Raw genomic sequence first — 20,094 nt, 5'->3', positions numbered from 1 at the left:
AGCTGCGAGCTACGAGCTTGGACGGATAAAAGTCGGCCTGATGCGGGCACTAATTCTAATCTTATTCTAATCCCGCACTAATAAGTGACTAATCACACTTTTTTAAGTTTGTTCAGACCGGTGCTCCTATTACAAATGGTTAAGAAATGTACTTCAAACCTGCCGCGTATTCTGGAAGGAAACGTGGCAATCAAGCAATCTAATCAACAATGAAAAAAACACTCCTACTGGTTAGCAGCCTCTGTTCATCCGTAGCGCTGGTGGCGCAAACTGTTCCCGATGCCATACAGCTTATTTACCATGAGCGCTACCAAAGCGCCAAAACCTCCTTACACCAGGTTCTGCAGGCCGATCCTGGTAATGGGGCAGCCTGGTATTACCTGTCACAAGCCTACCTGCCGCTGAAAGAAATTCAACCGTTGGCAGATAGCCTGCAACGGGCAAACGTCGCAGTAAAAGACAATCCATATTATAAAGCAGCCTATGGCCAGCTTTTGCTGGCGCAAAATAAGGTTGATAGTGCCCGCACGTATTTTAACCAGGCCATTGGGGAAGGGCGTAAAAGACCCGGCCATCCTCCTGGCGGTAGCCAATGCATGGATCAATGAGAAGAACGGTGATCCCAACACAGCTTTGCAGGTATTGGATATGGCTGCCAAAAAAGACGCCGATAACCCTGCCTTTAATGTATTAAGGGGCAATGCTTACCGTAAGCTCACCAATGGCACGGAAGCCTACCGCGCCTACCAGGCTGCGTTGAATGAAGATGGCAAAAATGCAGCGGCACTCTATCAGATGGGGAAGATATTTGTGGCTCAGAAAATGCCGATGGCTACCTGGAATATTTCAACAAAGCCATTACTGCCGATCCGCTGTATGCACCAGCCTGGTATGAACTGTACTACGATGCCTATTTTAAAGATGCCGCCAAAGCACTCGATTATTTCCGGCATTACCTGCAGCTATCCGACTATAATGCCGCAAATGAGTACCAGCATATAGACCTGGTATACCTGAATAAGCAGTTTGATTCGGCCATTACCATGGCCAGAAATACCCTGGCCAACCTGCCTGTTGATTCCATGCCCCGCCTTTATAAGTTGATGGCCTATAGCTACATGGGATTAAAAGATACCACCCAGGCGCTTCATTCCATGACCACCTATTTTGCACAGGAAGACGATAGCAATTTTGTGGTAAAGGATTATGAGGTCATGGCCGATCTGTATAGTGCTACAGCAGGCAAAGAAGATTCTGCACTGGTATTCTACCAAACAGCGGTTACCAAAATAACCGATTCTGCAGCCCTGTTTAATTATTATAAAAAGCTAAGCGATCTGTATAAGGATAAAAAGACAATGCCAATCAGGCTATTTGGTTGGGTAAATATTACACCAACAATGGCAAGGCTACCAATATCGACCTGTTTAACTGGGGTATTGCGCATTTCAAAGCCGAAGAATATGCACAGGCCGATACCGTATTTGGCAAATACATTGAAAAGTATCCCGAACAGAGTTTTGGGTATTATTGGCGGGCAAGAGCCAATTCACTGAAGGACTCGGCAATGGAAAAAGGACTGGCCATACCCCATTACCATGCATTGGCAGGTGTATTGGAGAAGGATAGCGCCAGCGCTACTGCCACCACGAAGAAATGGCTGGTAGAAGCTTATGGATATATTGCCGCTTATGAAACCAACCAGGAAAAGGACTATGCCGATGCTATTGAGCACCTGCAGAAGATATTGGAAATAGACCCGGCCAATAAGGATGCGCAGCAATACATATCCATCCTCGAAAAAAAGTCAGTGCCGATAACAACGGCAATAACAATAAATAAAAAGTACCATCCCACGATAAGGCGACCAGCTTTCTTGACTGTTGATTTCTTGCTAGATAGACGGGAGAACTCTTTCTCCTGGCTTTTTTATTCCCGCTTTCTACCGGCCTTACCTGCTGCCAGACAAGGCTCCCCACAACCCCTCGTTTTACATGTACAGGTTGGTTATATTGTGTACCTTCGCGGCTTCATTAAGCAGAATTTACCTATGGCTGGTGACCCGGAAAGCGTATCTCCTGTAAGAGCCCGTATCGCAATTGCTGTTTTCTTTTTTGTTTCAGGCTTTGGCTTTGCCACCTGGGCTTCACGCATTCCCACTATCCAACAAAAATTACACCTTAACGAGGCGCAATTAGGTGCGGTATTATTTGCCATGCCGGCCGGCCTCATGCTCACCCTGCCCCTTACCGGCTTTTTGCTTCGCCGTTTCAGCAGCCGTTATATTATGCTGGCAGGTGCCCTGCTTTTCAATATCATGATGTGCCTGGTAGGCTTTGTTGATCAAACCTGGCAATTGGTGGTGGTGCTGTTCTGTTTTGGCTCGGCCCGTAACCTGTTCAATATTTCGGCCAATGCCCAATCTATCGGTGTGCAGGCATTGTTTAGCCGCTCCATCATTGCTTCCCTCCACGGTATCTGGAGTACAGCGGGTTTTGCAGCTGCTGCCATCGGCACGCTGATGGTATCGGCCCATATTGCCACCTCCTGGCACTTCGGGGTGGTAAGTATCCTGCTGACCAGTTTATGTTGCTACTTTTTCAAAGACAGTGTACACCAAATGCCCTCACCGCATGAGCGCAAGGGTAGCTTTGTGTGGCCCAACAGAACGATGTTGAAATTTGGGCTGGTAGCCTTTGCTTCCATGGCCTGTGAAGGCACGATGTACGACTGGGCAGCCATCTACCTGCGCAAAGCCACGGGCGCGCCGGATGGGATCGCCACAGCGGGTTATGCCATTTACATGGTAGCGATGACCCTGGGCCGTTTTACGGGCGACTGGATGGCCAACCGCATCGGCATCAAAAAATATGCTCAAATACAGTGGCATACTGATGGCCAGTGGGCTGTTGCTGGCCGCACTGGTACCCGCTACCTATGTGGCCGCTTTTGGATTTATGATGGTAGGATTTGGTGTATCCTGCGTGGTACCCATGACCTTTAGCATGGCAGGCAAGGTTAAGAATATGAGCGGCGGCCCCGCCATTGCAGCGGTATCCACCGTCGGTTATTTTGGCTTTTTGCTGGTACCACCCGTGGTAGGTTTTATTGCCCATGCCTTTAATTTGCGCTGGTCATTTGCCATTATGTCTCTCCTGGGCCTTCTAATCCTCTGGATGGTAGGTAAGATCTCCGTGCAAACAGCTCCACAGCATTAACAGAAAACATTGTTACTTTACAGTACCATCAATCAGGCAAAGTGCTACCCTATGAGTCAGTTTTTAAGACAACATTTAGAAAAATAACTTCGTTTACCAACAGTGAGTTTGATTATATTCTGCTCAACAGTACGGCCAAAGAGCGCTATGAGCAGTTCCTGCAACAATACCCCACCCTCACCCAACGGCTCCCCAAAACGCTTATCGCCGCTTACCTGGGCGTTTCCAGGGAAACATTAAGCAGGTTGTATACTGTTTAATGTGATCTACCTCACACCAAAATCGTGACCTTTGTCCTGTGCCGGCATCCGGGAAGGATAGACCTTTGTGCTATCAAATTACCGGCAACAATGAAACAAATCACCAAAGGTATTATTACAGGAGCAATGGTTATCGCCTGTTGCACCCTTGCTCTTGTGTATAACCAGGCAACAGCACAAATCAATCAATCTGGAAAAATGAAAAAGAAGATACTCTTTGTGGTCACCAGCCACGACAAAAGGAAGTACCGGCGAGCCCACCGGGTTCTACCTGGGCGAAGTATCGCATCCCTGGGAAGTATTGCAACAGGCAGGTTATGAAATTGATTTTGTAAGCCCCAGGGAGGCAAAGCACCCGTGGATGGCTTTAACCTCGACGACGCTACGAATAAGAAGTTTTGGGAAGAAAAAAAGTACCGCGAGAAAGTAGAGCACACACTGCTGCCTTCGGCTATCGATCCCAAAGACTATGCGGCTATTTATTTTGCCGGCGGCCACGGCGCCATGTGGGATTTTGCAGACAATGAAGCACTGGCCAAAATAGCGGCTGCCATTTATGAAAATGGCGGGATCGTGAGCGCCGTATGTCATGGTCCGGCTGGATTGGTCAATATCAAGTTGAGTAATGGCCAATACCTGGTGAATGGCAAAAAGATCAATGCGTTTACCAATGAAGAAGAAAAGGCGGTTAAACTGGACAATGTGGTGCCTTTCTTACTGGAGAACAAACTCATTGAGCGGGGAGCCAGGTTTGAGAAGTCCGGCCTGTGGCAGCCGCATGTAACGGTTGATCAACGGGTGATTACGGGACAAAATCCCCAATCGGCCAAAGGTGTTGGCGAAGCGCTGCAGACAGCATTGCAATAACTACCGGCAAGTGCCTGAGTGGAATAAGCTTAGTAAAGTAATGGGCAGCCTGCAGATGGAATTTTTATCTGCCGGCTGCCCATTACTTTCATTGGTAAAGCATTATTTCCCCGGCTGTACATCAGCAGCATCCTGCTGATACCAGCCACAGGCATGTTGCCCACTTTGCCTGTGGCGCCAGCCGCCAAAACGGAAAGACAAAGCAGTTGTTGCAATGAACAGTACAATAGAAAATACAACGGCTACCTTGGTGATTGTTACCAGCGCTGGTTTCCGGGAAAACCCACCGAAAACATACCCGACAATAAATACCATGCTCGCCACAAACAATACACGCATTAAAATGATGATAATAAACGGCATAAAATATAATTTAAAAGTGATAAAATAGGTCAGGCCACTTCACCCGGGAAGCTGGCCGTTTGGCAGCGAGCGACGTTTACGGCTGCCATTAGTGACCTGACCAGAAGAAGCGCTTTGACCAGCCTCCTTATTTCAATTCTTTCAGTAACTCATCTACTTCCTGCCTGCCCCAATGAGGATTGCTCCCTACAGCGCCCTGGGCACTCAATTGCTGGGAGGCTTGTTCCAATAATACCTTTGCTTTCTTTTTATCGCCTCCCCACATTTTAGGAGTAGAATACTTCTCCCATCCTTCCAGGTAACTGGCCCTGGGGTTGTTGGGATTGGCCGCCAATGCCTGCTGTATATATTTGGCAGCCATGGGGCCATGTTTGCGACCATAGGTCATGGGATTGATAAATACTTTTGCCCGCTCGGCCATACTCAACACGCAATACACTTCCGACAATTCCTTTTTTTGCTTCACAGTATCCAGTAAAGCAAGTGCCGTATTGATCTGCTCTCCGGCCAGGTTGGCAAATGGTTCTATCTTGTCACCATCATTTTGATACAACCAGCCTACTTTGGCATTGCAGTAAGCAGCATAGTACCAGGATAACCAGTTTGTTTTTTGCTGCGCCGCAATACCGGCAAAATCCAATGCCAGCTGCCGGTAATCTTTCACGGCCACCGCTTTTTCCAGACGGCCAATGGCCTCTTGCAATTGCTGCTCCTGTGTATCCTGCGCCCATGTTGCCGCAATGACCATACAGGCGGCCATCATCATAAAAATCGCTTTCTTCATATTATTTAGTTTTTAATAATGACGTTACAAAAAGAGGTGGCACCATTGCCTTTGCTGAGCCCCGTAGGGGATCTCGCTTTGTAGAAATCGTTTTCAAAGGCATTGTGCGCTGTAGGCGCACCACCCACGGTTCGTCGCCTACGGCGCCGCATCAAAAACGCTACATGTTGCTACAAAGCGGAGACCCCTCAAAGACCCATCGAATATTGACTCCTTAACTAAGCAACATTGGTTCACGATCTACAGATTCTCATTGATAAAATCATCCCTTCTGTCAATGCCAAAGCTCATGAACAAGCCCGCATACCAGGTCCTTACAGCCACTTGGGTAATAGGCAGTTTGTGTAACCCATTGTAACTATAGTTGTATCCAAATACCTGTTCCCTGCCAAATACGTTGTTCATACCAAACCCAATACCGGAGAAATCCTTATTCTTCCATCCTTTGAACATCGTGAAGAGGTAGGCAAAACTTAGGTTCAATCCACTGTACGTATTGGTAGTCCCCTTATCCAATACATAAGACGTTCCTTGCGCATCGGTTTGAAATTATAATAAGGTCGTCCCGTAGCCAGTGTATAAGAAAGGTTGGCACTCAGGTTAATGGCCTGAAATAGCGTTTCACTACCAGCGATGCGGTATGTGGGGTAGCAAAGGAAGGCCGCAGGGATGCCGGATAATCCATGAACCTGCGTTTGGTATCCAGGTAGGTATAAGTAACCCAGTAATCGATATTTTTGAATGTTCGTTTATCTCTGAAAAACAATTCTATCCCCTGCGTATATCCCGTTCCATCATTGCCCACGGTTGGCTGCGTGGTGATCAGTTTACTATAACACTTATAATATCCTTCGATCCTAAGCAGGCGGTTACCCGATTTGTATTGGTAATTGATAATGTAATGATCTGCCCGGCTAAAGAAGAGGTCTTTATTTTGCAGCAATTGTATCCCTTCGGGCTTTTGGTAAAATACACCATAAGCAATATTGATCTGGCCGGCCTCCGGGAAGCGATAAGCCAAACTGATCCGGGGCGCCACATTGAGGCGTTGCAGTAAGGTTGTATACTCTGCCCGCACACCTACCTTAGCAGCTATATTACGGGCAATATATACATCCCCTTCGGCAAAAGCTACTGCCAGGTTATCCTGCAGGGTGGTTTTTGTATCATTGCGGGTATACTGGTCTTTACTGTAGAAATATTCACCGCCCAGGCGGAGGGCCTGCCTGCGCCGGAAAAGCCTGGTGATCACCGCCCTGGCCTGCGCAAAATCAGACCTAACACTTCGTGCAATATTCTTTTCGCTGTATGGATAAACAGGAATAAAGACAGGGTCTTTTTATCATCCAATAATTGATTATGCACATCTTCTTTAAAATAATTGTAAGCAATAGCGGCATCTATTTTCCATTGACGGCCCAGCGACTCGCGATAAGAAAGGTTATTGTACACATTGAACCCTTTCAACTCAAAAGCCGACAACAAAGCCGCACTATCTACATCCTCCCGGCTCATCCCCGTTCGACTATAACCATAATTGGTATAGAACTTTACCATACCCGTTTTACTGGCCTTGATGCGAAAATTGGCATCACCGGTAAGGTATTCAGGGCCATGCGTAAAATCGGGCCTTGCATCTGTAAGCCGGTTGTACAAGCGGGAATTACCATAACGTGCATTAATACCGTAACTACTTTTCCGGTCCTTACCAAGTTCCTGCCACCCTACTCCCATCGACATGGGAAAAAGGTGCAGACTGGCCGATGATTGATCGGGCAGATCAACCGTTTCCAATATCAGCGCACTGCTCATGGCCTGCCCATATAAGGCCGAATAGCCACCGGAGCTGAACAGGATGCCCTTAAACAAAAAGGATTGAGCCTGGCAGGCTGTGGTACCCCTGGTACACTGGAAAAATTAGGATGCGGCAGCAGGGCACCATCTACAAATTGTTTGGCCTCCTCACTGGTGCCCCCGCGTACAAACAACCCTTCCGTTTCACCTACCTGTTGCGCCCCTGGCAAGGAGCGTAGGGCATTGGCAATATCGCCCCCATTGCCCGCAACGGTTACCGCATCAATGGGCGTTAAGGAAGCGCCTTTCGCTTTATCGCTGGCCTCAAAACTGCCGGCGCCTACCACCACTACTTCACCCAGGCTTTTCCCTTCCTCTTCAAGTATTATTTCAATGGCAATAGAATCATTCACACTCACGGTTACTTCTTTAGGCAGGTAGCCTATGGAAGAGGCTTTCAATACCACCTTATCCTGCAGCGGCACCCGCAATGTAAAAGCACCCACCGAATCGGCCGTAGCACCCACGCGGGGCTGTTTAACAGTAATCGTGGCCGCCGCCAGGGGCTCTCGTTTATTGTTCATGACCTTACCACGAACCGTTACCTGCGCTGTAACCGGCAGGCCAGTGAGCAGCAGTACACTAAAAAGCATGGATACAGTAGTATGTTTCATGGTTCAATACTTTAAAAGCAATAATGACATCCCAAAAGTATTTGAACCAGGTAGTGGCTGACGGCAAGAATAGACTTTGGTAAAGCCTGAATAGACGTAAGGGGAAAATGAGGAGACTTGTGATAACCGGAAATAGAGTAGCGATAGGCTAACCCACAGGGCTGCAGGAAGAACCTGGGTTTATCAGAGAGCAAGTAATTGTTCTACACCAGCTTTAAAGCCTTCACTCAGGGAAGTTCCAGGGCGCCAATACAGATCAGGTCACGCTTAACGGCAGTCACCTTATCAGCAGCCACAATAAAGGATTTATGGGTACGGATAAAACGGAAGGCGGCCAGTTTTTCCTGTATGGCTTTCATGCTCATTTTGGTGATCACCGGCTTGGAGGTGGTGTTGAGGAAGATCTTGATATAATCCTTCATTCCTTCAATGTATAGTATAGCAGGTATGGAGACCTTCACCTGTACATACTCTACATAGACAAAAAAATAGTCGATGAGCGCTTCTTTAGGTGCAGGCTTTTGCTGCAGGTTAAACAGTTCCTGTGCCTTATTACAAGCTTTCAGGAAACGATCAAAGGATACCGGCTTTAGCAGGTAGTCCACCACATCGAGGTTGAACCCTTCCAGCGCATATTCTTTATACGCCGTTACCAAGATGACCATGGGTGGATTTTTCAGGGATTGCAGGAATTGTAATCCATTGAGGCCAGGCATTTGTATATCCAGGAAAATGAGGTCGATGGTTTCTGTATGCAGCACTTCTGCCGCCTCCATGGCATTGCGGCAGCGTTTCACCAGCTGCAGGAATGGCACCTGCTGTATATTATCCACCAGCAGGTCCAGTACCAGTTTTTCATCGTCTACTGCAATACATTTCAGCATGATAAAGCAAGTTTTAAGCTGGCATTGTACACCTCGCCATTGTCCTGTATGTTCAGGGTATATTGATTGCCGTATAAAAGCTGCAGGCGGTTGCGTACATTGGCCAGGCCTATGCCCGAATTATTATCCTTAGAAGTATTGTCACGGCTGTAATTGTTTATCACCTGAAAATACAAATATTGTTCTTTTACCTGCAAGGATATTTTTATATAGGGATCTTTCACCAAACCAATGCCATGCTTAAATGCATTTTCCACAAAGGGAATGAGCAGCATCGGCTCAATAGTACAATTAGAATCGCTGTTTTCCATAGTTACCTGCACAGTTACATCGTCGCTAAAACGCAGCTGCTGCAATTCGACATAGTTGTTCAGGTATTCAATTTCTTTAGACACTGCGAACCGTTCGCCATTGGTTTCATACAACATATAGCGCAGCATGTCGGATAATTGGATCAGGGCCGGTTCCAGTAAGGGTGATTTTTACGGGCCAGGGAAACCATATTCGTCAATACGTTGAACAGGAAATGAGGGCTTATCTGCGACCGCAGGAATTTCAGTTCAGAGGCCAATCTTTCGGCCCTGGCTTCCTTCTCAGCCCTTTCGGCCAATATCCGGTCTGTGATCAGCCGGTAAATGATGGAAGCAATTAAAAATGGAATGGGCGGAAAAAGAAAATAACCTGTGTTCAATCCCCGGGTCAATGACTCCGGGCAAAACAACATGACCGCCCCCACTTTCAGGTAATAGGAGCCCCACACGATGATACCTAAAAAACAAATGTATAAAGGCCAGCGTTTCCGCGTCAGGAAACGAGGATAGAGATAAAAAGCATTCAGGTAAAATAAACCCACATGGTACAGATTGCCAAGCAGGAAAAAGCCATTGGGCAAGCCCGTATCCATTTTATGGAATACGATCAAGGGCACCGTCAATAGCGCGGTCCAGATAACAAGATGCATTCCGGGTGAAAAGTATTTAATACGATCAGGCATAATATTAAATCGGCAATACATGCAAGATAGCCACTATATCTGCATCCTGTAAAAAAGAGTAGACCAGGGAGTTGTATGGGTAGACGAAACTATCGGGGGCAATTGTAAGACACCCTGCCGTGCAGGCTTATCCACTCAAATGCCTCTGAACCCTGCCTGCATATCCACTACTACTTGCACTGGAAGCGCCTAAAACAGGCCTCCACAGAGGGCGCCAGTGCAAGTAGTTGTGAATGCCTGGTGAATGTTCAGTGAATATCCCGGCTAGTGCACTAGCATCCCTATGCACCCGGTAAAGGGTGCATAGGTAATTAATGGTGCTCAGGAGCCAATGCCTTCTCCCTCCTGTGTAGGCGCAGCAGCGCCGCTTCGTCCAGTATGGTGATATCTTTATTATCAACAGTAAGAATTTGAGCCTGGGTAAGATCGCTGATGATGCGGAATACGGTTTCGTAGGTGGTGCCGGCATAAGAAGCAATGTCCTGCCGGGTGAGGGAGATATTGATAAACCCTTCGGGGGTAAGACCAAATTTCTCCTTGAGGATCAATAAGGCATAGGCAATACGTCCTTTTACCGGCATATGCGCCAGGTTGCGCATACGCTTTTCTGACTCCTGCAATTCCTCTGCATAAAACATCAGCAGGTCGTAGGTGAAATCGGTATTTACCTTGAGGGTGGTTTTAAAGAAAGCCAGGTCAATAAAACAAACGGTACAGGTTTCCAGTGCCGAAGCCGATACGGGATAAATGGTTTCTTTGCCCAATCCCCGGTGGCCAATAATATCGCCCTTGCGGGCAAAGCGGATATTCAACTCTTTCTCCTCCCCCATTTCTTGTGCACTTTGGCTTTACCATCATACAGGAAGTAGATGCCGGTTACCGGTTCCCTTCCCGGAATATCAGCTCTCCCTTTTAAACTGGTAACTTTTCTTATTGGCCTCAATGGCAGGTATCCATTCTTTTAAACAACGCTTACATAAAAAACAACTTTGTTGGTCGCAACTGGTTTTAACCTGCTTCATGAACGTGAAGATAATACGATCTGTTCATTTACCTGCGCAGGCAATAAGGAAGGGTGTAACCTGACGACTTCTCCAATAACAATAATGGCGGGATTACCCAGTCCTGCATGTTGTGCGCTGAATACAATATCCTTTACAGAACCCAACACCATTTTTCTTTGGAAGTAGTGCCGTTCTGTATAATGGCTACTGGTGTAGTTCCCTTGCCATAGGCCGCAAATAGCTCCATAATGGCCTCCAGCTTACTCATAGCCATCAGTATAATGACGGTAGCAGTAGACTGGGCCGCCAGTCTAATATCAGCCGACAGCTCGCCCGATTGTGTGGTACCTGTTGTAACCCAAAAGCTTTCATTCACACCCCGGCAGGTAAGGGGTATCATTTGAGATGCCGGTACTGCCATTGCACTGGAAATGCCAGGTATTACCTGTACAGCAATACCGGCTTCGCGGGCTGCGGTGATCTCCTCCTGGGCCCGGCCAAAAACAAAAGGATCACCTCCTTTTAAACGCACTACATGACCGTGAGCCAGTGCCATTTCAACCATGAGCTGGTTGATCTCCTGTTGTGACAAAGCATGACAGCCGTACCGCTTGCCAACAAAACGGGTAATAGCCCCGGGTTTTGCATAGATCAGCAAAGCGTCATTGGCCAGGGCATCATACAGTATTACATCCGCCTCTTGCAATGCTTTGATCGCTTTCAGGGTAATTAATTCAGGATCTCCGGGACCTGCACCCACGAGGGACAAACGGGGTATCGGCATATATACAATTATTATTTATGTGATATTTATCAGGATTAAATGTTTTTAATACGCATAATTATTCCTAAATTTATGACACAAGTCACACAAATACTAATTTTTCAATGATGATTACTTGCCATATTATTACATTGTTTTTTTCTAATGCTTGTTTGTCAGTTCCCATTAACACTTAAAATCAGGGCACTGCATGAAAATCGTCATCATTGGTAACGGAATGGCCGGTTACAAGTTTTGCGAAAAACTACTGGCCAAACAAGGAAATCAGGCTTATGAGCTGATCGTATTTGGAGAAGAAATGAGGCCCGCCTATGACAGGGTACACCTCAGTGAATATTTTGCCGGCAAATCTGCAGACGAACTGACACTCGCCCCTGCTGAATGGTATGCCAGCAATGGTATTCGCCTCCATTTGGGCGATCCGGTACAAAGTATTGACCGGGCTCATCAGACGGTCCATTCATTTAAAGGTATTACGGAAAGCTACGACTACCTGGTACTAGCTACGGGTTCGGCTGCTTTCGTGCCACCCATCCCCGGCGTGGAGAAACAAGGTGTATTTATTTACCGCACGATTGAAGACCTGGAGATGATGACCACCTATGCCAGGCATGCCAAAAAGGCGCTGTTATTGGCGGCGGTCTACTGGGTCTGGAAGCTGCCAAAGCCATGCTCGATCTGGGCATTACCGATACGCAGGTGATTGAATTTGCTCCCCGTCTCATGCCCCGGCAAATAGATGAAGCCGGTTCCCGCACGTTAAGCGCCAAACTGGAAGCATTGGGCCTCCGGATGCGCACCAATACCAATACTACTGCCATCCTGGGCGATGAACACATTACGGCCATGCAATTTGCCGACAATACGGTGATTGATGTAGACATGCTGGTGATTTCGGCAGGCATCAAACCGCGTGATGAACTGGCCCGGCAATGCGCCCTGGAAACGGGTCACCGTGGCGGCATTGTTGTCAATGACCAATTACAAACTACCGATCCACATATTTTTGCCATTGGCGAATGTGCGTTGTATAAAGGCATGATCTATGGCCTGGTAGCACCTGGTTATGATATGGCCGATGTAGTAGCCACCCACCTTACCGGTGGTAGCAAGACTTTTACGGGCTATGACATGAGCACCAAACTCAAACTGATCGGCGTGGATGTAGCCAGCTTTGGCGAACCTTTTGTACACCCGAATGACGGCCGTTGTATGGTATGGGAAGACACACTCAAAGGCATCTACAAACGCATTAATATCAGCCATGATGGCAAGCATTTGCTGGGCGGCATACTGGTGGGCGATGCAGACCAATACAATATGTTGTTGCAAACCTGCAAAAACAAAGTAATACTGCCGCCCAACCCCGAAGATGTGATCCTGGGCGCCCGGGGTGGCGTTGCCGAAGAAGGGGCAGGCGTTACCAGCCTGCCCGATGATGCCCTCATTTGCAGTTGTGAAAGCATTACCAAGCAAACTATTTGCCAGTCGGTTAGTGAACAGGGATGCGAAACGGCAGATGCAGTAAAGAAATGCACCAAAGCAGGCACCGGCTGCGGCGGCTGTGTGCCCATGATAAAAGATCTTGTGACGCATACCCTGCAGGCACAGGGCAAATATGTACGCAATGTACTTTGTGAGCATTTTGCCTACAGCCGGCAGGAGCTGTTTGATCTGGTAAAAGTACATGACCTGAAAAGTTATGATGCGGTATTGGACAAACTGGGCAAAGGTGATGGCTGTGAAATATGCAAACCTGCCATTGCCTCCATTATTGCCAGCCTCTGGAATGAAATGATCCTTCAAAAGGCAATGCCACTGCACAAGACTCAACGACCGTTACCTGGCCAATATCCAAAAGGGAGGCACCTATTCGGTGGTACCCCGTATACCGGGTGGAGAGATCACACCCGAGAAACTGATCGTAATAGGACAAGTAGCACAAAAATACCATCTCTATACCAAGATCACGGGCGGCCAGCGGATTGACTTGTTTGGCGCCCATGTAAACGACCTGCCTGCTATTTGGGAAGCGCTCATTGCCGCAGGTTTTGAAAGCGGCCACGCCTATGGCAAAGCTTTGCGCACGGTAAAAAGTTGTGTAGGCAGTACCTGGTGCCGTTTTGGCCTGCACGACAGTGTTAGTTTTGCCATCCGCATTGAAGAAAGGTACCGTGGCCTGCGTGCGCCACACAAGCTCAAGTCGGCCGTATCGGGTTGCATCCGGGAATGCGCCGAAGCACAATCAAAAGACTTTGGCATTATCGCCACCGATAAAGGCTGGAATCTTTATGTATGCGGCAATGGTGGCTCCAAACCACAACATGCGCGTTTACTAGCCACCGACCTGGACAGTGAAACCTGTATCCGGTACATCGATCGTTTTCTCATGTTTTATATAAAGACCGCCGATCCATTGACAAGGACAGCCACCTGGCTGAACAAAATGGACGGCGGTATTGCTTACCTGAAAAATGTAGTGGTTCATGACAGCCTGGGACTGGCCGAACAACTGGAAACGGAAATGCAATTGCTGGTAGACAACTACAAATGCGAATGGAAGGAAGTAGTGGACAGTCCCGAACTACGCAAACGATTCAATCATTTCGTCAACGCACCGGAAGATAAAGATCCTACTGTACAATTTGAGCCCATGCGTAGCCAAAAACGGGCTACGGAATGGAAGTAAGATAGACCGGAAGTCCGAAAGCCACACGAGCTATATATAATTTCCTCTAACGATTGAATGCCTGCGCTGATCAAACAGCGACAGCCTGCTTGTTTTTGTATTGCCCCAAGGTCCCGTCCCGCGTATGCGGGACAGGGGCACTGGCTTCTTATTGACCAAACTTTATTATTATGCTGACACTTGAACAAACGCTCACCTGGTTTACCGCCTGCCGGGTAGAAGATGTACCGGAAAATGGTGGTGTATGTGTAAAATATAAAGATGAGCAAATAGCGTTATTCCACTTCTCCCGTCGCAATGAATGGTATGCTACGCAAAACCTTTGCCCCCATCGTCAACAGATGGCATTGAGCCGTGGGATGATCGGCTCTCAAAACGAAGAGCCCAAGGTAGCGTGTCCCTTTCACAAGAAAACATTTTCCCTGCGCTCGGGCGAATGCCTAAGTGGCGATGAGTATGTACTTAAAACCTATCCTGTGAAGGTGGAAGATGGGTTGGTATTTATCGGGGTGCCGGAGTGAGTTGTTAGTAGTGAGTTGGAGTAGAAAAACGGACATAGCGAAGAACCGGCATTTTCAAATGCTCAAATTGTCAGATTCGCACATTAAAACAATAAAGCCCGCGGAGATTGGCGTCGCACACGGGCTTATGATCTTAAAATGGATTTCTTCACCTTAAAACCAGCCCAAAGTAACATGAAAAAATGGTATTCTAAAACAGGGCTGCCTGTTCTTTTAGTTGTTGTACCTTCTCTGCTGCGGAGGCGCAACTAACGCTTACAGGCCAGCTGCGTACCCGGACAGAGTTCCGGGACGGACAAGGGGCTCCCCTCCCATCGGGAGCCAAACCGGCATTCTTTACCTCCCAACGCAGCCGCTTATCGGCCGGCTATGAAACCTACCGGTTGAAATTCGGGCTCACCGTACAGGATGTACGGGTATGGGGCCAGGATGTATCCACCATTAACCGGACCACTACCCAGGACAATAATGGGTTTATGTTGCATGAAGCCTGGGCCGAGATCTTTTAACGGACAGTTCGTCCAAAAAGCAAACGCTGAGTGTAAAGCTGGGCCGGCAGGAACTGGTATACGACGATGTGCGCCTGCTGGGTAACCTCGACTGGCTGCAACAGGCGCGGCGGCATGATGCAGCGCTCCTGAAGTTCAATAGTGGCCCCTGGATTTTGCATGCAGGACTGGCCTTCAACCAAAACAAAGAAAATGGCAGTGGTACTATATACAATAGCACCCCACCCGGCTATGCAGCCAATACCAATGGCGGCGCTGCCTACAAGAGTATGCAGTTTCTCTATGCCGGTAAAAATTAAGCGCCGGCAATACCTCCCTCCTCATTTTTGCCGATCAGTTTTCCAGGTTCAGGATGGATAATACAGTAAAGGTGTATGAACCTGGCTCCTGGAGCCGGTTTACAACGGGCTTGTACTATACCAATACCTTTCAACGGATCAACCTTACGGGTTCAGCTTATTACCAGTTTGGTAAAAATGCCAATGGGCAAAAGCTCCAGGGAGAATTGGTGTCCTTAGCCGGTCAATACACACTGTCTAAAAAAATTCAGTGCGGGCCTGGGATACGACTACACCAGTGGCGGCAGCTCGGGCAGTACCAGCCGGGCATTTGATCCGCTGTATGGAACGCCGCATAAGTTTTGGGGATACATGGATTATTTCTATGTAGCCAGTGGCTTTGGCAATAAAGGGTTGCATGATGGCTATCTCAAAACCAGATACAAGGCTTCGGATAAATTGATACTTACAGCGGATGGGCATGTTTTCAACAGTGCCTCGGAAGTCCTTGCTACCAATGGCAATAAGCTTAGCCGGTACCTGGGTACGGAAGTGGATATCGTAGCCACTTATGCCCTTACCCCCGTCATTGGTTTTGAAGCTGGTTACAGCCACTTCTTCAGTACGGGTACGCTTAGTTCGCCCACGGTGAAGAATGTAACGAATGCGAAGCAAAACAGCAACTGGGCCTATTTGAGTATCAATATCAAACCCACGTTCCTGGTGAAATAATCAACGGTTTCATTAACCATTACAAAGTTTAAACTCACTGCTATGTCAACGATCGATCAACAACCGCTTCATAAATTAAATATCTTTTCGCTGAAGGGGATACAAATGCGCACCTTTCATATTACCTGGCTCACCTTTTTCTTTTGCTTCTTTGCCTGGTTTGGTATTGCGCCCCTGATGCCGCTGGTGAGTGAGCAATTGCATTTAACCAAGGCCCAGAAAGGGAATATTGGCATTGCTTCTGTATCGGCTACCATTATTGCACGGCTCATCGTGGGCCGCTTGTGCGATACCTGGGGCCCCGCAAAACCTATACTTTATTATTGTTATTATGCGCCGTTCCCGTTATGCTCATCGGGCTAAGCCAAACCTATACCAGCTTCCTCATTTTCCGGCTGGCCATTGGTGTGATTGGCGCATCCTTTGTGTTGACACAATTTCATACCTCCGTCATGTTTGCCCCCAATATCAAAGGTACCGCCAATGCAGTGGCAGGCGGATGGGGCAATACGGGTGGCGGCGCTACGCAGATCATTATGCCATTGATCGCCGCTGCCTTTGTAGGCCTGGGCTGGGTAAGCAAAGAAAACAGCTGGCGCCTGGCCATGATCGTACCCGGCATCCTCTTACTTATAATGGCCTTCCTGTATTTCCGCTATACCAAGGATACTCCACAGGGTAATTTTGATGAAGTAGCACGCTATACCGGCAAAAAGAAAATACCATCCTACTGGCGGCCAAAGATTATCGCACCTGGATATTGACCATTGCTTATGCGGCCTGCTTTGGAGTGGAGATCACGGTTGACAATTTTGCGGCCTCCTATTTTCATGATGAATACAGTGCCGGGCTCATCATGGCTGGTTTAATGGCCAGCATCTTTGGATGGCTCAACATATTTGCCCGTGCCATTGGCGGCATTGTATCGGATAAGGTAGGTAATCGTTTTGGCTTCAATGGCAAAGTGAACTTACTTACCGGGTTACTATTACTGGAAGGTATTGGCATCATCCTGTTTGCCAAAGCAGGCAGCCTGGGCGCTGCCATTGCGCTCCTGTTCTTTTTGGTCTTTGCCTTAAAATGGCCAATGGGGCTACCTATAGCATTGTGCCCTTTATCAATCCCAATGCCGTAGGCAGTGTGGCAGGTATTGTAGGCGCCGGTGGCAATGTGGGCGCCATGCTGATTGGGTTTCTGTTCAAGTCCATGCCTTATGCAGATGCATTCTTCTACTTAGGCATGGGCGTATTTGCAGTGGGCATCATCATTTTAGTGTACCGGCTTATCAGTAAGCAGGAGGAAAAACAGAAGCTACTCCTGCGCTGCAGGCCGCGAAGTAGAGTCGGAAAGTCGGAAAGTCCGGAAGAAAGACCTGTAGGCGGCTAAATAATCCGAAGCAATCGCTTCTGAATTCTGTATTCTGGCTTCTATATTCTGTATTCTTATGACTGAATCGTTCAAATCAACCTGTTGTTATTGTGGCGTAGGCTGCGGCATCCTGGTGCACAAAGAAAAAAATGGCAGCCTGCGGGTGGAAGGCGACCCTCATCATCCTGTCAATAAAGGCATGCTCTGCAGCAAGGGCATGAACCTGCACTATACGGTGATGGATACCAGTGACAGGTTGCTGTACCCCGAAATGCGGTATAGCCGCCACCAGCCCCGGCAAAGGGTCAGTTGGGACGAGGCGCTAGACCGGACAGCGGCGGTATTCAAAACCCTGATCCAAAAGTACGGACCAGATAGTGTGGCTTTTTATGCTTCGGGCCAATGCCTCACTGAAGAGTACTATGTGATCAATAAACTCATCAAAGGTTTTATTGGCAGCAATAATATTGATACCAATTCACGCCTGTGCATGAGCAGTGCAGTAGTAGGTTATAAAATGGCGCTGGGCGAAGACAGTGTGCCCATTAGTTATGACGATATTGAATTGGCCGATTGCATCCTGGTGGCTGGGGCCAATCCCGCCTGGTGCCATCCCATTCTTTGGCGAAGGGTGGAAGCTGCCAGGGCCACCAATCCCAACCTCAGGGTCATTGTAAGTGATCCACGTAAAACGCAAACCTGCTCACTGGCCAATGTGCACCTGCAATTAAACCCCGGTACAGATGTGGTATTGCACCATGCTATAGGCCGCTGCCTCATCGAAGAAGGCCAGGTAGATCATGACTTCCTTACACACCATGCGGAGGGATATGAAAAATACCGGCAAACGGTATTTGAACGCAGTGTTGCCGAAGCTGCCATTATTTGTGGTGTGCAGGAAGCAGCCATCCGGCAGGCTGCCGCTTATATCGGTCAGGCCAAAGGATTCATCACCATGTGGACGATGGGGCTTAACCAAAGTGTGATTGGTGTAAACAAAAACCTAAGCCTTATCAACCTCAACCTTATTACAGGGCATATTGGCAAGCCTGGCTCGGGGCCTTTCTCCCTCACGGGACAGCCCAATGCGATGGGCGGCCGGGAAGTAGGTGGATTGTCGAACCTGTTACCTGCCCACCGCGACCTGCTCAATCCGGAGCACCGCGCAGCAGTGGAACAATTTTGGGGAGGCGGCAAAATAGCCCCGAGGCCAGGATTGACGGCTACGGAAATGTTTGAAGCATTGAATGATGGACGACTAAAGGCCATCTGGATATTGTGTACCAACCCATTGATCAGCCTGCCCGATGTGCGCCTGGCCGAGGAGGGGTTAAAGAAAGCCAAATTTGTAGTGGTACAGGATATCAGCAACAGGCCCGAAACGCTTGCCTATGCCGATGTAGTATTGCCAGCCGCTGCCTGGACAGAAAAAGAAGGCACGATGACCAATTCGGAGCGGCGCATCGGTTATTTACAAAAGTAGTGGACGCGCCGGGTGAAGCACTGCCCGACGCCACCATCATTTGCCGCTTTGCACAAAAGATGGGGTATCATGGTTTCAACTACAACAATTTTTCAGAGATCTACCAGGAGCATGCGGCTTTAACAGCCGGCACCCGCATTGATATCAGCGACCTGAATTACGATATACTCAAAGAAAAAAGGAGTGTACAATGGCCCTACAATAAAGGGATCAATGGCTATGGCACGCCACGCCTATTTACTGATAAACAGTTTTACACACCTTCGGGCAAGGCCATCATACATTCCTTTCCGGACAACAATGAATCGGAATTGCCGGATGCGGACTTCCCACTCATCCTCACCACGGGGCGTATCCGCGACCAATGGCATACGATGAGTAAAACGGGTAAGGTGAATAAGTTAAAGCAACATATTGCCGAAGCATTCCTGGAAATACATCCGGAAGATGCTTTTACACGCAACATCCGCGACCAGGAGGTAGTGGTGATCAACAGTCGCCGGGGAGAGGTACGGGTAAAAGCCAGGCTCACCACGGATATTAAACCGGGGGTGGTCTTTCTGCCCATGCATTGGGGTAAGGTGCTCAACAGTGATCTGAACCGGGCCAATAACCTGACCAATAACCTGGTAGACCCCAAAAGCAAGGAGCCTGACTTTAAATTCAGCGCGGTACAGGTACAACGTTATCAAAAGCCCCGGCAAAAGATCATTGTCATTGGCGCCGGAGCAGGGGCCTGTGGTTTTGTAAAAGTTACCGGGCACTCAATACCCAGGATGAAATTGTGGTGTTCAGCAAGGAGGACTTTCCTTTTTACAACCGGGTAATGTTGCCGGACTATATCAGTGGCACTCAGGAATGGCATCAGCTGGTAAAGATGACGGACCG

General features: G+C 48.2%; 31 protein-coding genes and 1 pseudogene. 20 read left to right on the top strand and 12 right to left on the bottom strand.

The window, feature by feature from the left end:
• Nucleotides 1-209: 209 nt before the first annotated feature.
• From RS881_RS21105 to RS881_RS21075, 7 genes are all read left to right on the top strand, one after another.
• Entirely contained in the window at nucleotides 210-608 is a 399-nt protein-coding gene (locus tag RS881_RS21105; RefSeq protein ID WP_315822884.1) for a tetratricopeptide repeat protein, read from the top strand.
• Nucleotides 547-1,002 carry a tetratricopeptide repeat protein gene (locus RS881_RS21100; RefSeq protein WP_315822883.1) on the top strand — a complete coding sequence of 152 codons (456 nt, stop codon included), beginning with the start codon at nucleotides 547-549 and terminating at the stop codon, nucleotides 1,000-1,002. The genes RS881_RS21105 and RS881_RS21100 overlap by 62 nt, the downstream gene beginning before the upstream one ends.
• A 41-nt stretch (nucleotides 1,003-1,043) precedes the next feature.
• Complete coding sequence (locus RS881_RS21095) at nucleotides 1,044-1,556, top strand: hypothetical protein (protein ID WP_315822882.1); 513 nt, start codon at nucleotides 1,044-1,046, stop codon at nucleotides 1,554-1,556.
• The gene (locus RS881_RS21090) at nucleotides 1,439-3,004 is read left to right on the top strand and encodes an MFS transporter (protein ID WP_425476385.1); all 1,566 of its coding nucleotides are present in this window, start codon (nucleotides 1,439-1,441) and stop codon (nucleotides 3,002-3,004) included. Before RS881_RS21095 ends, RS881_RS21090 begins: the two co-directional genes overlap by 118 nt.
• The gene (locus RS881_RS21085; RefSeq protein WP_315825060.1) at nucleotides 2,895-3,218 is read left to right on the top strand and encodes an MFS transporter; all 324 of its coding nucleotides are present in this window, start codon (nucleotides 2,895-2,897) and stop codon (nucleotides 3,216-3,218) included. Before RS881_RS21090 ends, RS881_RS21085 begins: the two co-directional genes overlap by 110 nt.
• Before the next feature lie 41 nt (nucleotides 3,219-3,259).
• Nucleotides 3,260-3,478, top strand: coding sequence for a cyclic nucleotide-binding domain-containing protein (locus tag RS881_RS21080; RefSeq protein WP_315822881.1), 219 nt, complete (start codon nucleotides 3,260-3,262; stop codon nucleotides 3,476-3,478).
• 357 nt (nucleotides 3,479-3,835) lie between these two features.
• Nucleotides 3,836-4,345 carry a type 1 glutamine amidotransferase domain-containing protein gene (locus RS881_RS21075; RefSeq protein WP_315822880.1) on the top strand — a complete coding sequence of 170 codons (510 nt, stop codon included), beginning with the start codon at nucleotides 3,836-3,838 and terminating at the stop codon, nucleotides 4,343-4,345.
• 102 nt (nucleotides 4,346-4,447) lie between these two features.
• Here RS881_RS21075 and RS881_RS21070 read toward each other — a convergent pair whose 3' ends face one another.
• The 12 genes from RS881_RS21070 to cobA all read right to left on the bottom strand — a co-directional run bounded on the left by RS881_RS21070 (nucleotide 4,448) and on the right by cobA (nucleotide 11,626).
• A complete protein-coding gene (locus RS881_RS21070; RefSeq protein ID WP_315822879.1) occupies nucleotides 4,448-4,708 on the bottom strand; it encodes a hypothetical protein in 261 nt (86 codons plus the stop codon).
• 127 nt (nucleotides 4,709-4,835) lie between these two features.
• Complete coding sequence (locus RS881_RS21065) at nucleotides 4,836-5,492, bottom strand: hypothetical protein (RefSeq protein ID WP_315822878.1); 657 nt, start codon at nucleotides 5,490-5,492, stop codon at nucleotides 4,836-4,838.
• A 240-nt stretch (nucleotides 5,493-5,732) separates the two neighbouring features.
• Complete coding sequence (locus RS881_RS21060; protein WP_315822877.1) at nucleotides 5,733-6,008, bottom strand: hypothetical protein; 276 nt, start codon at nucleotides 6,006-6,008, stop codon at nucleotides 5,733-5,735.
• A gap of 79 nt (nucleotides 6,009-6,087) precedes the next feature.
• Nucleotides 6,088-6,744: a TonB-dependent receptor domain-containing protein gene (locus RS881_RS21055; protein ID WP_315822876.1), complete on the bottom strand. Its 657-nt coding sequence runs from the start codon at nucleotides 6,742-6,744 to the stop codon at nucleotides 6,088-6,090.
• Nucleotides 6,741-7,304, bottom strand: a complete 564-nt coding sequence (locus tag RS881_RS21050; RefSeq protein ID WP_315822875.1) for a hypothetical protein — start codon at nucleotides 7,302-7,304, stop codon at nucleotides 6,741-6,743. Before RS881_RS21050 ends, RS881_RS21055 begins: the two co-directional genes overlap by 4 nt.
• A complete protein-coding gene (locus tag RS881_RS21045; protein ID WP_315822874.1) occupies nucleotides 7,301-7,960 on the bottom strand; it encodes a carboxypeptidase-like regulatory domain-containing protein in 660 nt (219 codons plus the stop codon). Before RS881_RS21045 ends, RS881_RS21050 begins: the two co-directional genes overlap by 4 nt.
• Before the next feature lie 227 nt (nucleotides 7,961-8,187).
• A complete protein-coding gene (locus RS881_RS21040) occupies nucleotides 8,188-8,844 on the bottom strand; it encodes a LytR/AlgR family response regulator transcription factor (protein ID WP_315822873.1) in 657 nt (218 codons plus the stop codon).
• Nucleotides 8,838-9,284, bottom strand: a complete 447-nt coding sequence (locus tag RS881_RS21035) for a sensor histidine kinase (protein ID WP_315822872.1) — start codon at nucleotides 9,282-9,284, stop codon at nucleotides 8,838-8,840. The genes RS881_RS21040 and RS881_RS21035 overlap by 7 nt, the downstream gene beginning before the upstream one ends.
• A gap of 14 nt (nucleotides 9,285-9,298) precedes the next feature.
• Nucleotides 9,299-9,805, bottom strand: coding sequence for a histidine kinase (locus RS881_RS21030; RefSeq protein ID WP_315822871.1), 507 nt, complete (start codon nucleotides 9,803-9,805; stop codon nucleotides 9,299-9,301).
• Between the two features lie 344 nt (nucleotides 9,806-10,149).
• On the bottom strand, nucleotides 10,150-10,668 hold the full coding sequence (locus tag RS881_RS21025) for a Crp/Fnr family transcriptional regulator (RefSeq protein WP_315822870.1): 519 nt from the start codon (nucleotides 10,666-10,668) through the stop codon (nucleotides 10,150-10,152).
• A gap of 188 nt (nucleotides 10,669-10,856) precedes the next feature.
• Complete coding sequence (locus tag RS881_RS21020; RefSeq protein ID WP_315822869.1) at nucleotides 10,857-11,012, bottom strand: hypothetical protein; 156 nt, start codon at nucleotides 11,010-11,012, stop codon at nucleotides 10,857-10,859.
• Complete coding sequence (cobA, locus tag RS881_RS21015) at nucleotides 10,994-11,626, bottom strand: uroporphyrinogen-III C-methyltransferase (RefSeq protein WP_315822868.1); 633 nt, start codon at nucleotides 11,624-11,626, stop codon at nucleotides 10,994-10,996. Before cobA ends, RS881_RS21020 begins: the two co-directional genes overlap by 19 nt.
• Before the next feature lie 190 nt (nucleotides 11,627-11,816).
• Here cobA and RS881_RS21010 point away from each other — a divergent pair, with 190 nt between their 5' ends.
• The 13 genes and pseudogenes from RS881_RS21010 (at nucleotide 11,817) to RS881_RS20945 (ending at nucleotide 20,033) form a co-directional block, all read left to right on the top strand.
• On the top strand, nucleotides 11,817-12,329 hold the full coding sequence (locus RS881_RS21010) for an NAD(P)/FAD-dependent oxidoreductase (protein WP_315822867.1): 513 nt from the start codon (nucleotides 11,817-11,819) through the stop codon (nucleotides 12,327-12,329).
• Complete coding sequence (locus RS881_RS21005) at nucleotides 12,296-13,615, top strand: FAD-dependent oxidoreductase (RefSeq protein WP_315822866.1); 1,320 nt, start codon at nucleotides 12,296-12,298, stop codon at nucleotides 13,613-13,615. Before RS881_RS21010 ends, RS881_RS21005 begins: the two co-directional genes overlap by 34 nt.
• A complete protein-coding gene (locus RS881_RS21000; protein WP_315822865.1) occupies nucleotides 13,503-14,315 on the top strand; it encodes a ferredoxin-like domain-containing protein in 813 nt (270 codons plus the stop codon). Before RS881_RS21005 ends, RS881_RS21000 begins: the two co-directional genes overlap by 113 nt.
• Nucleotides 14,316-14,485: 170 nt before the next feature.
• Complete coding sequence (gene nirD / locus RS881_RS20995; RefSeq protein WP_315822864.1) at nucleotides 14,486-14,836, top strand: nitrite reductase small subunit NirD; 351 nt, start codon at nucleotides 14,486-14,488, stop codon at nucleotides 14,834-14,836.
• A gap of 383 nt (nucleotides 14,837-15,219) precedes the next feature.
• Nucleotides 15,220-15,345: a hypothetical protein gene (locus RS881_RS20990; protein WP_315822863.1), complete on the top strand. Its 126-nt coding sequence runs from the start codon at nucleotides 15,220-15,222 to the stop codon at nucleotides 15,343-15,345.
• Between the two features lie 68 nt (nucleotides 15,346-15,413).
• Nucleotides 15,414-15,644 (top strand): hypothetical protein, encoded by a 231-nt coding sequence (locus RS881_RS20985; protein WP_315822862.1) that lies wholly within the window; start codon nucleotides 15,414-15,416, stop codon nucleotides 15,642-15,644.
• Nucleotides 15,645-15,697: 53 nt separating this feature from the next.
• Entirely contained in the window at nucleotides 15,698-15,958 is a 261-nt protein-coding gene (locus tag RS881_RS20980) for a hypothetical protein (RefSeq protein ID WP_315822861.1), read from the top strand.
• A 37-nt stretch (nucleotides 15,959-15,995) separates the two neighbouring features.
• Nucleotides 15,996-16,355, top strand: coding sequence for a hypothetical protein (locus RS881_RS20975; RefSeq protein ID WP_315822860.1), 360 nt, complete (start codon nucleotides 15,996-15,998; stop codon nucleotides 16,353-16,355).
• A gap of 42 nt (nucleotides 16,356-16,397) precedes the next feature.
• A pseudogene (locus RS881_RS20965) lies at nucleotides 16,398-17,119 on the top strand (MFS transporter).
• Entirely contained in the window at nucleotides 17,116-17,490 is a 375-nt protein-coding gene (locus RS881_RS20960) for an MFS transporter (RefSeq protein ID WP_315822857.1), read from the top strand. The pseudogene RS881_RS20965 and the gene RS881_RS20960 overlap by 4 nt, the downstream one beginning before the upstream one ends.
• Nucleotides 17,463-17,741: a hypothetical protein gene (locus RS881_RS20955; protein WP_315822856.1), complete on the top strand. Its 279-nt coding sequence runs from the start codon at nucleotides 17,463-17,465 to the stop codon at nucleotides 17,739-17,741. The genes RS881_RS20960 and RS881_RS20955 overlap by 28 nt, the downstream gene beginning before the upstream one ends.
• A gap of 58 nt (nucleotides 17,742-17,799) precedes the next feature.
• Nucleotides 17,800-19,206, top strand: coding sequence for a molybdopterin-dependent oxidoreductase (locus RS881_RS20950; protein ID WP_315822855.1), 1,407 nt, complete (start codon nucleotides 17,800-17,802; stop codon nucleotides 19,204-19,206).
• Complete coding sequence (locus tag RS881_RS20945) at nucleotides 19,206-20,033, top strand: molybdopterin oxidoreductase family protein (RefSeq protein WP_315822854.1); 828 nt, start codon at nucleotides 19,206-19,208, stop codon at nucleotides 20,031-20,033. The genes RS881_RS20950 and RS881_RS20945 overlap by 1 nt, the downstream gene beginning before the upstream one ends.
• The last annotated feature ends 61 nt before the right edge of the window (nucleotides 20,034-20,094 follow it).

The organism is Paraflavitalea speifideaquila (assembly GCF_032395985.1).
Taxonomy (GTDB): Bacteria; Bacteroidota; Bacteroidia; order Chitinophagales; family Chitinophagaceae; genus Paraflavitalea; species Paraflavitalea speifideaquila.
The sequence above is the reverse complement of the archived record's forward strand: the minus strand, read 5'-3'. Positions and strand labels throughout refer to the sequence as shown.

What these genes read in the sequence shown, in the direction of transcription:
- RS881_RS21025 (WP_315822870.1), bottom strand. Translation starts at nt 10,668, where the DNA reads ATGGGGGAGGAGAAAGAGTTGAATATCCGCTTTGCCCGCAAGGGCGAT.
- nirD (WP_315822864.1), top strand. Translation starts at nt 14,486, where the DNA reads ATGCTGACACTTGAACAAACGCTCACCTGGTTTACCGCCTGCCGGGTA.
- RS881_RS20975 (WP_315822860.1), top strand. Translation starts at nt 15,996, where the DNA reads ATGGATTATTTCTATGTAGCCAGTGGCTTTGGCAATAAAGGGTTGCAT.
- RS881_RS21010 (WP_315822867.1), top strand. Translation starts at nt 11,817, where the DNA reads ATGAAAATCGTCATCATTGGTAACGGAATGGCCGGTTACAAGTTTTGC.
- cobA (WP_315822868.1), bottom strand. Translation starts at nt 11,626, where the DNA reads ATGCCGATACCCCGTTTGTCCCTCGTGGGTGCAGGTCCCGGAGATCCT.
- RS881_RS21105 (WP_315822884.1), top strand. Translation starts at nt 210, where the DNA reads ATGAAAAAAACACTCCTACTGGTTAGCAGCCTCTGTTCATCCGTAGCG.
- RS881_RS21095 (WP_315822882.1), top strand. Translation starts at nt 1,044, where the DNA reads ATGGCCAGAAATACCCTGGCCAACCTGCCTGTTGATTCCATGCCCCGC.
- RS881_RS21045 (WP_315822874.1), bottom strand. Translation starts at nt 7,960, where the DNA reads ATGAAACATACTACTGTATCCATGCTTTTTAGTGTACTGCTGCTCACT.
- RS881_RS21065 (WP_315822878.1), bottom strand. Translation starts at nt 5,492, where the DNA reads ATGAAGAAAGCGATTTTTATGATGATGGCCGCCTGTATGGTCATTGCG.
- RS881_RS21005 (WP_315822866.1), top strand. Translation starts at nt 12,296, where the DNA reads ATGCTCGATCTGGGCATTACCGATACGCAGGTGATTGAATTTGCTCCC.
- RS881_RS21070 (WP_315822879.1), bottom strand. Translation starts at nt 4,708, where the DNA reads ATGCCGTTTATTATCATCATTTTAATGCGTGTATTGTTTGTGGCGAGC.
- RS881_RS21085 (WP_315825060.1), top strand. Translation starts at nt 2,895, where the DNA reads ATGGCCAGTGGGCTGTTGCTGGCCGCACTGGTACCCGCTACCTATGTG.
- RS881_RS21050 (WP_315822875.1), bottom strand. Translation starts at nt 7,304, where the DNA reads ATGAGCAGTGCGCTGATATTGGAAACGGTTGATCTGCCCGATCAATCA.
- RS881_RS20980 (WP_315822861.1), top strand. Translation starts at nt 15,698, where the DNA reads ATGGATAATACAGTAAAGGTGTATGAACCTGGCTCCTGGAGCCGGTTT.
- RS881_RS21030 (WP_315822871.1), bottom strand. Translation starts at nt 9,805, where the DNA reads ATGCATCTTGTTATCTGGACCGCGCTATTGACGGTGCCCTTGATCGTA.
- RS881_RS20950 (WP_315822855.1), top strand. Translation starts at nt 17,800, where the DNA reads ATGACTGAATCGTTCAAATCAACCTGTTGTTATTGTGGCGTAGGCTGC.
- RS881_RS21040 (WP_315822873.1), bottom strand. Translation starts at nt 8,844, where the DNA reads ATGCTGAAATGTATTGCAGTAGACGATGAAAAACTGGTACTGGACCTG.
- RS881_RS21020 (WP_315822869.1), bottom strand. Translation starts at nt 11,012, where the DNA reads ATGGTGTTGGGTTCTGTAAAGGATATTGTATTCAGCGCACAACATGCA.
- RS881_RS21035 (WP_315822872.1), bottom strand. Translation starts at nt 9,284, where the DNA reads ATGCTGCGCTATATGTTGTATGAAACCAATGGCGAACGGTTCGCAGTG.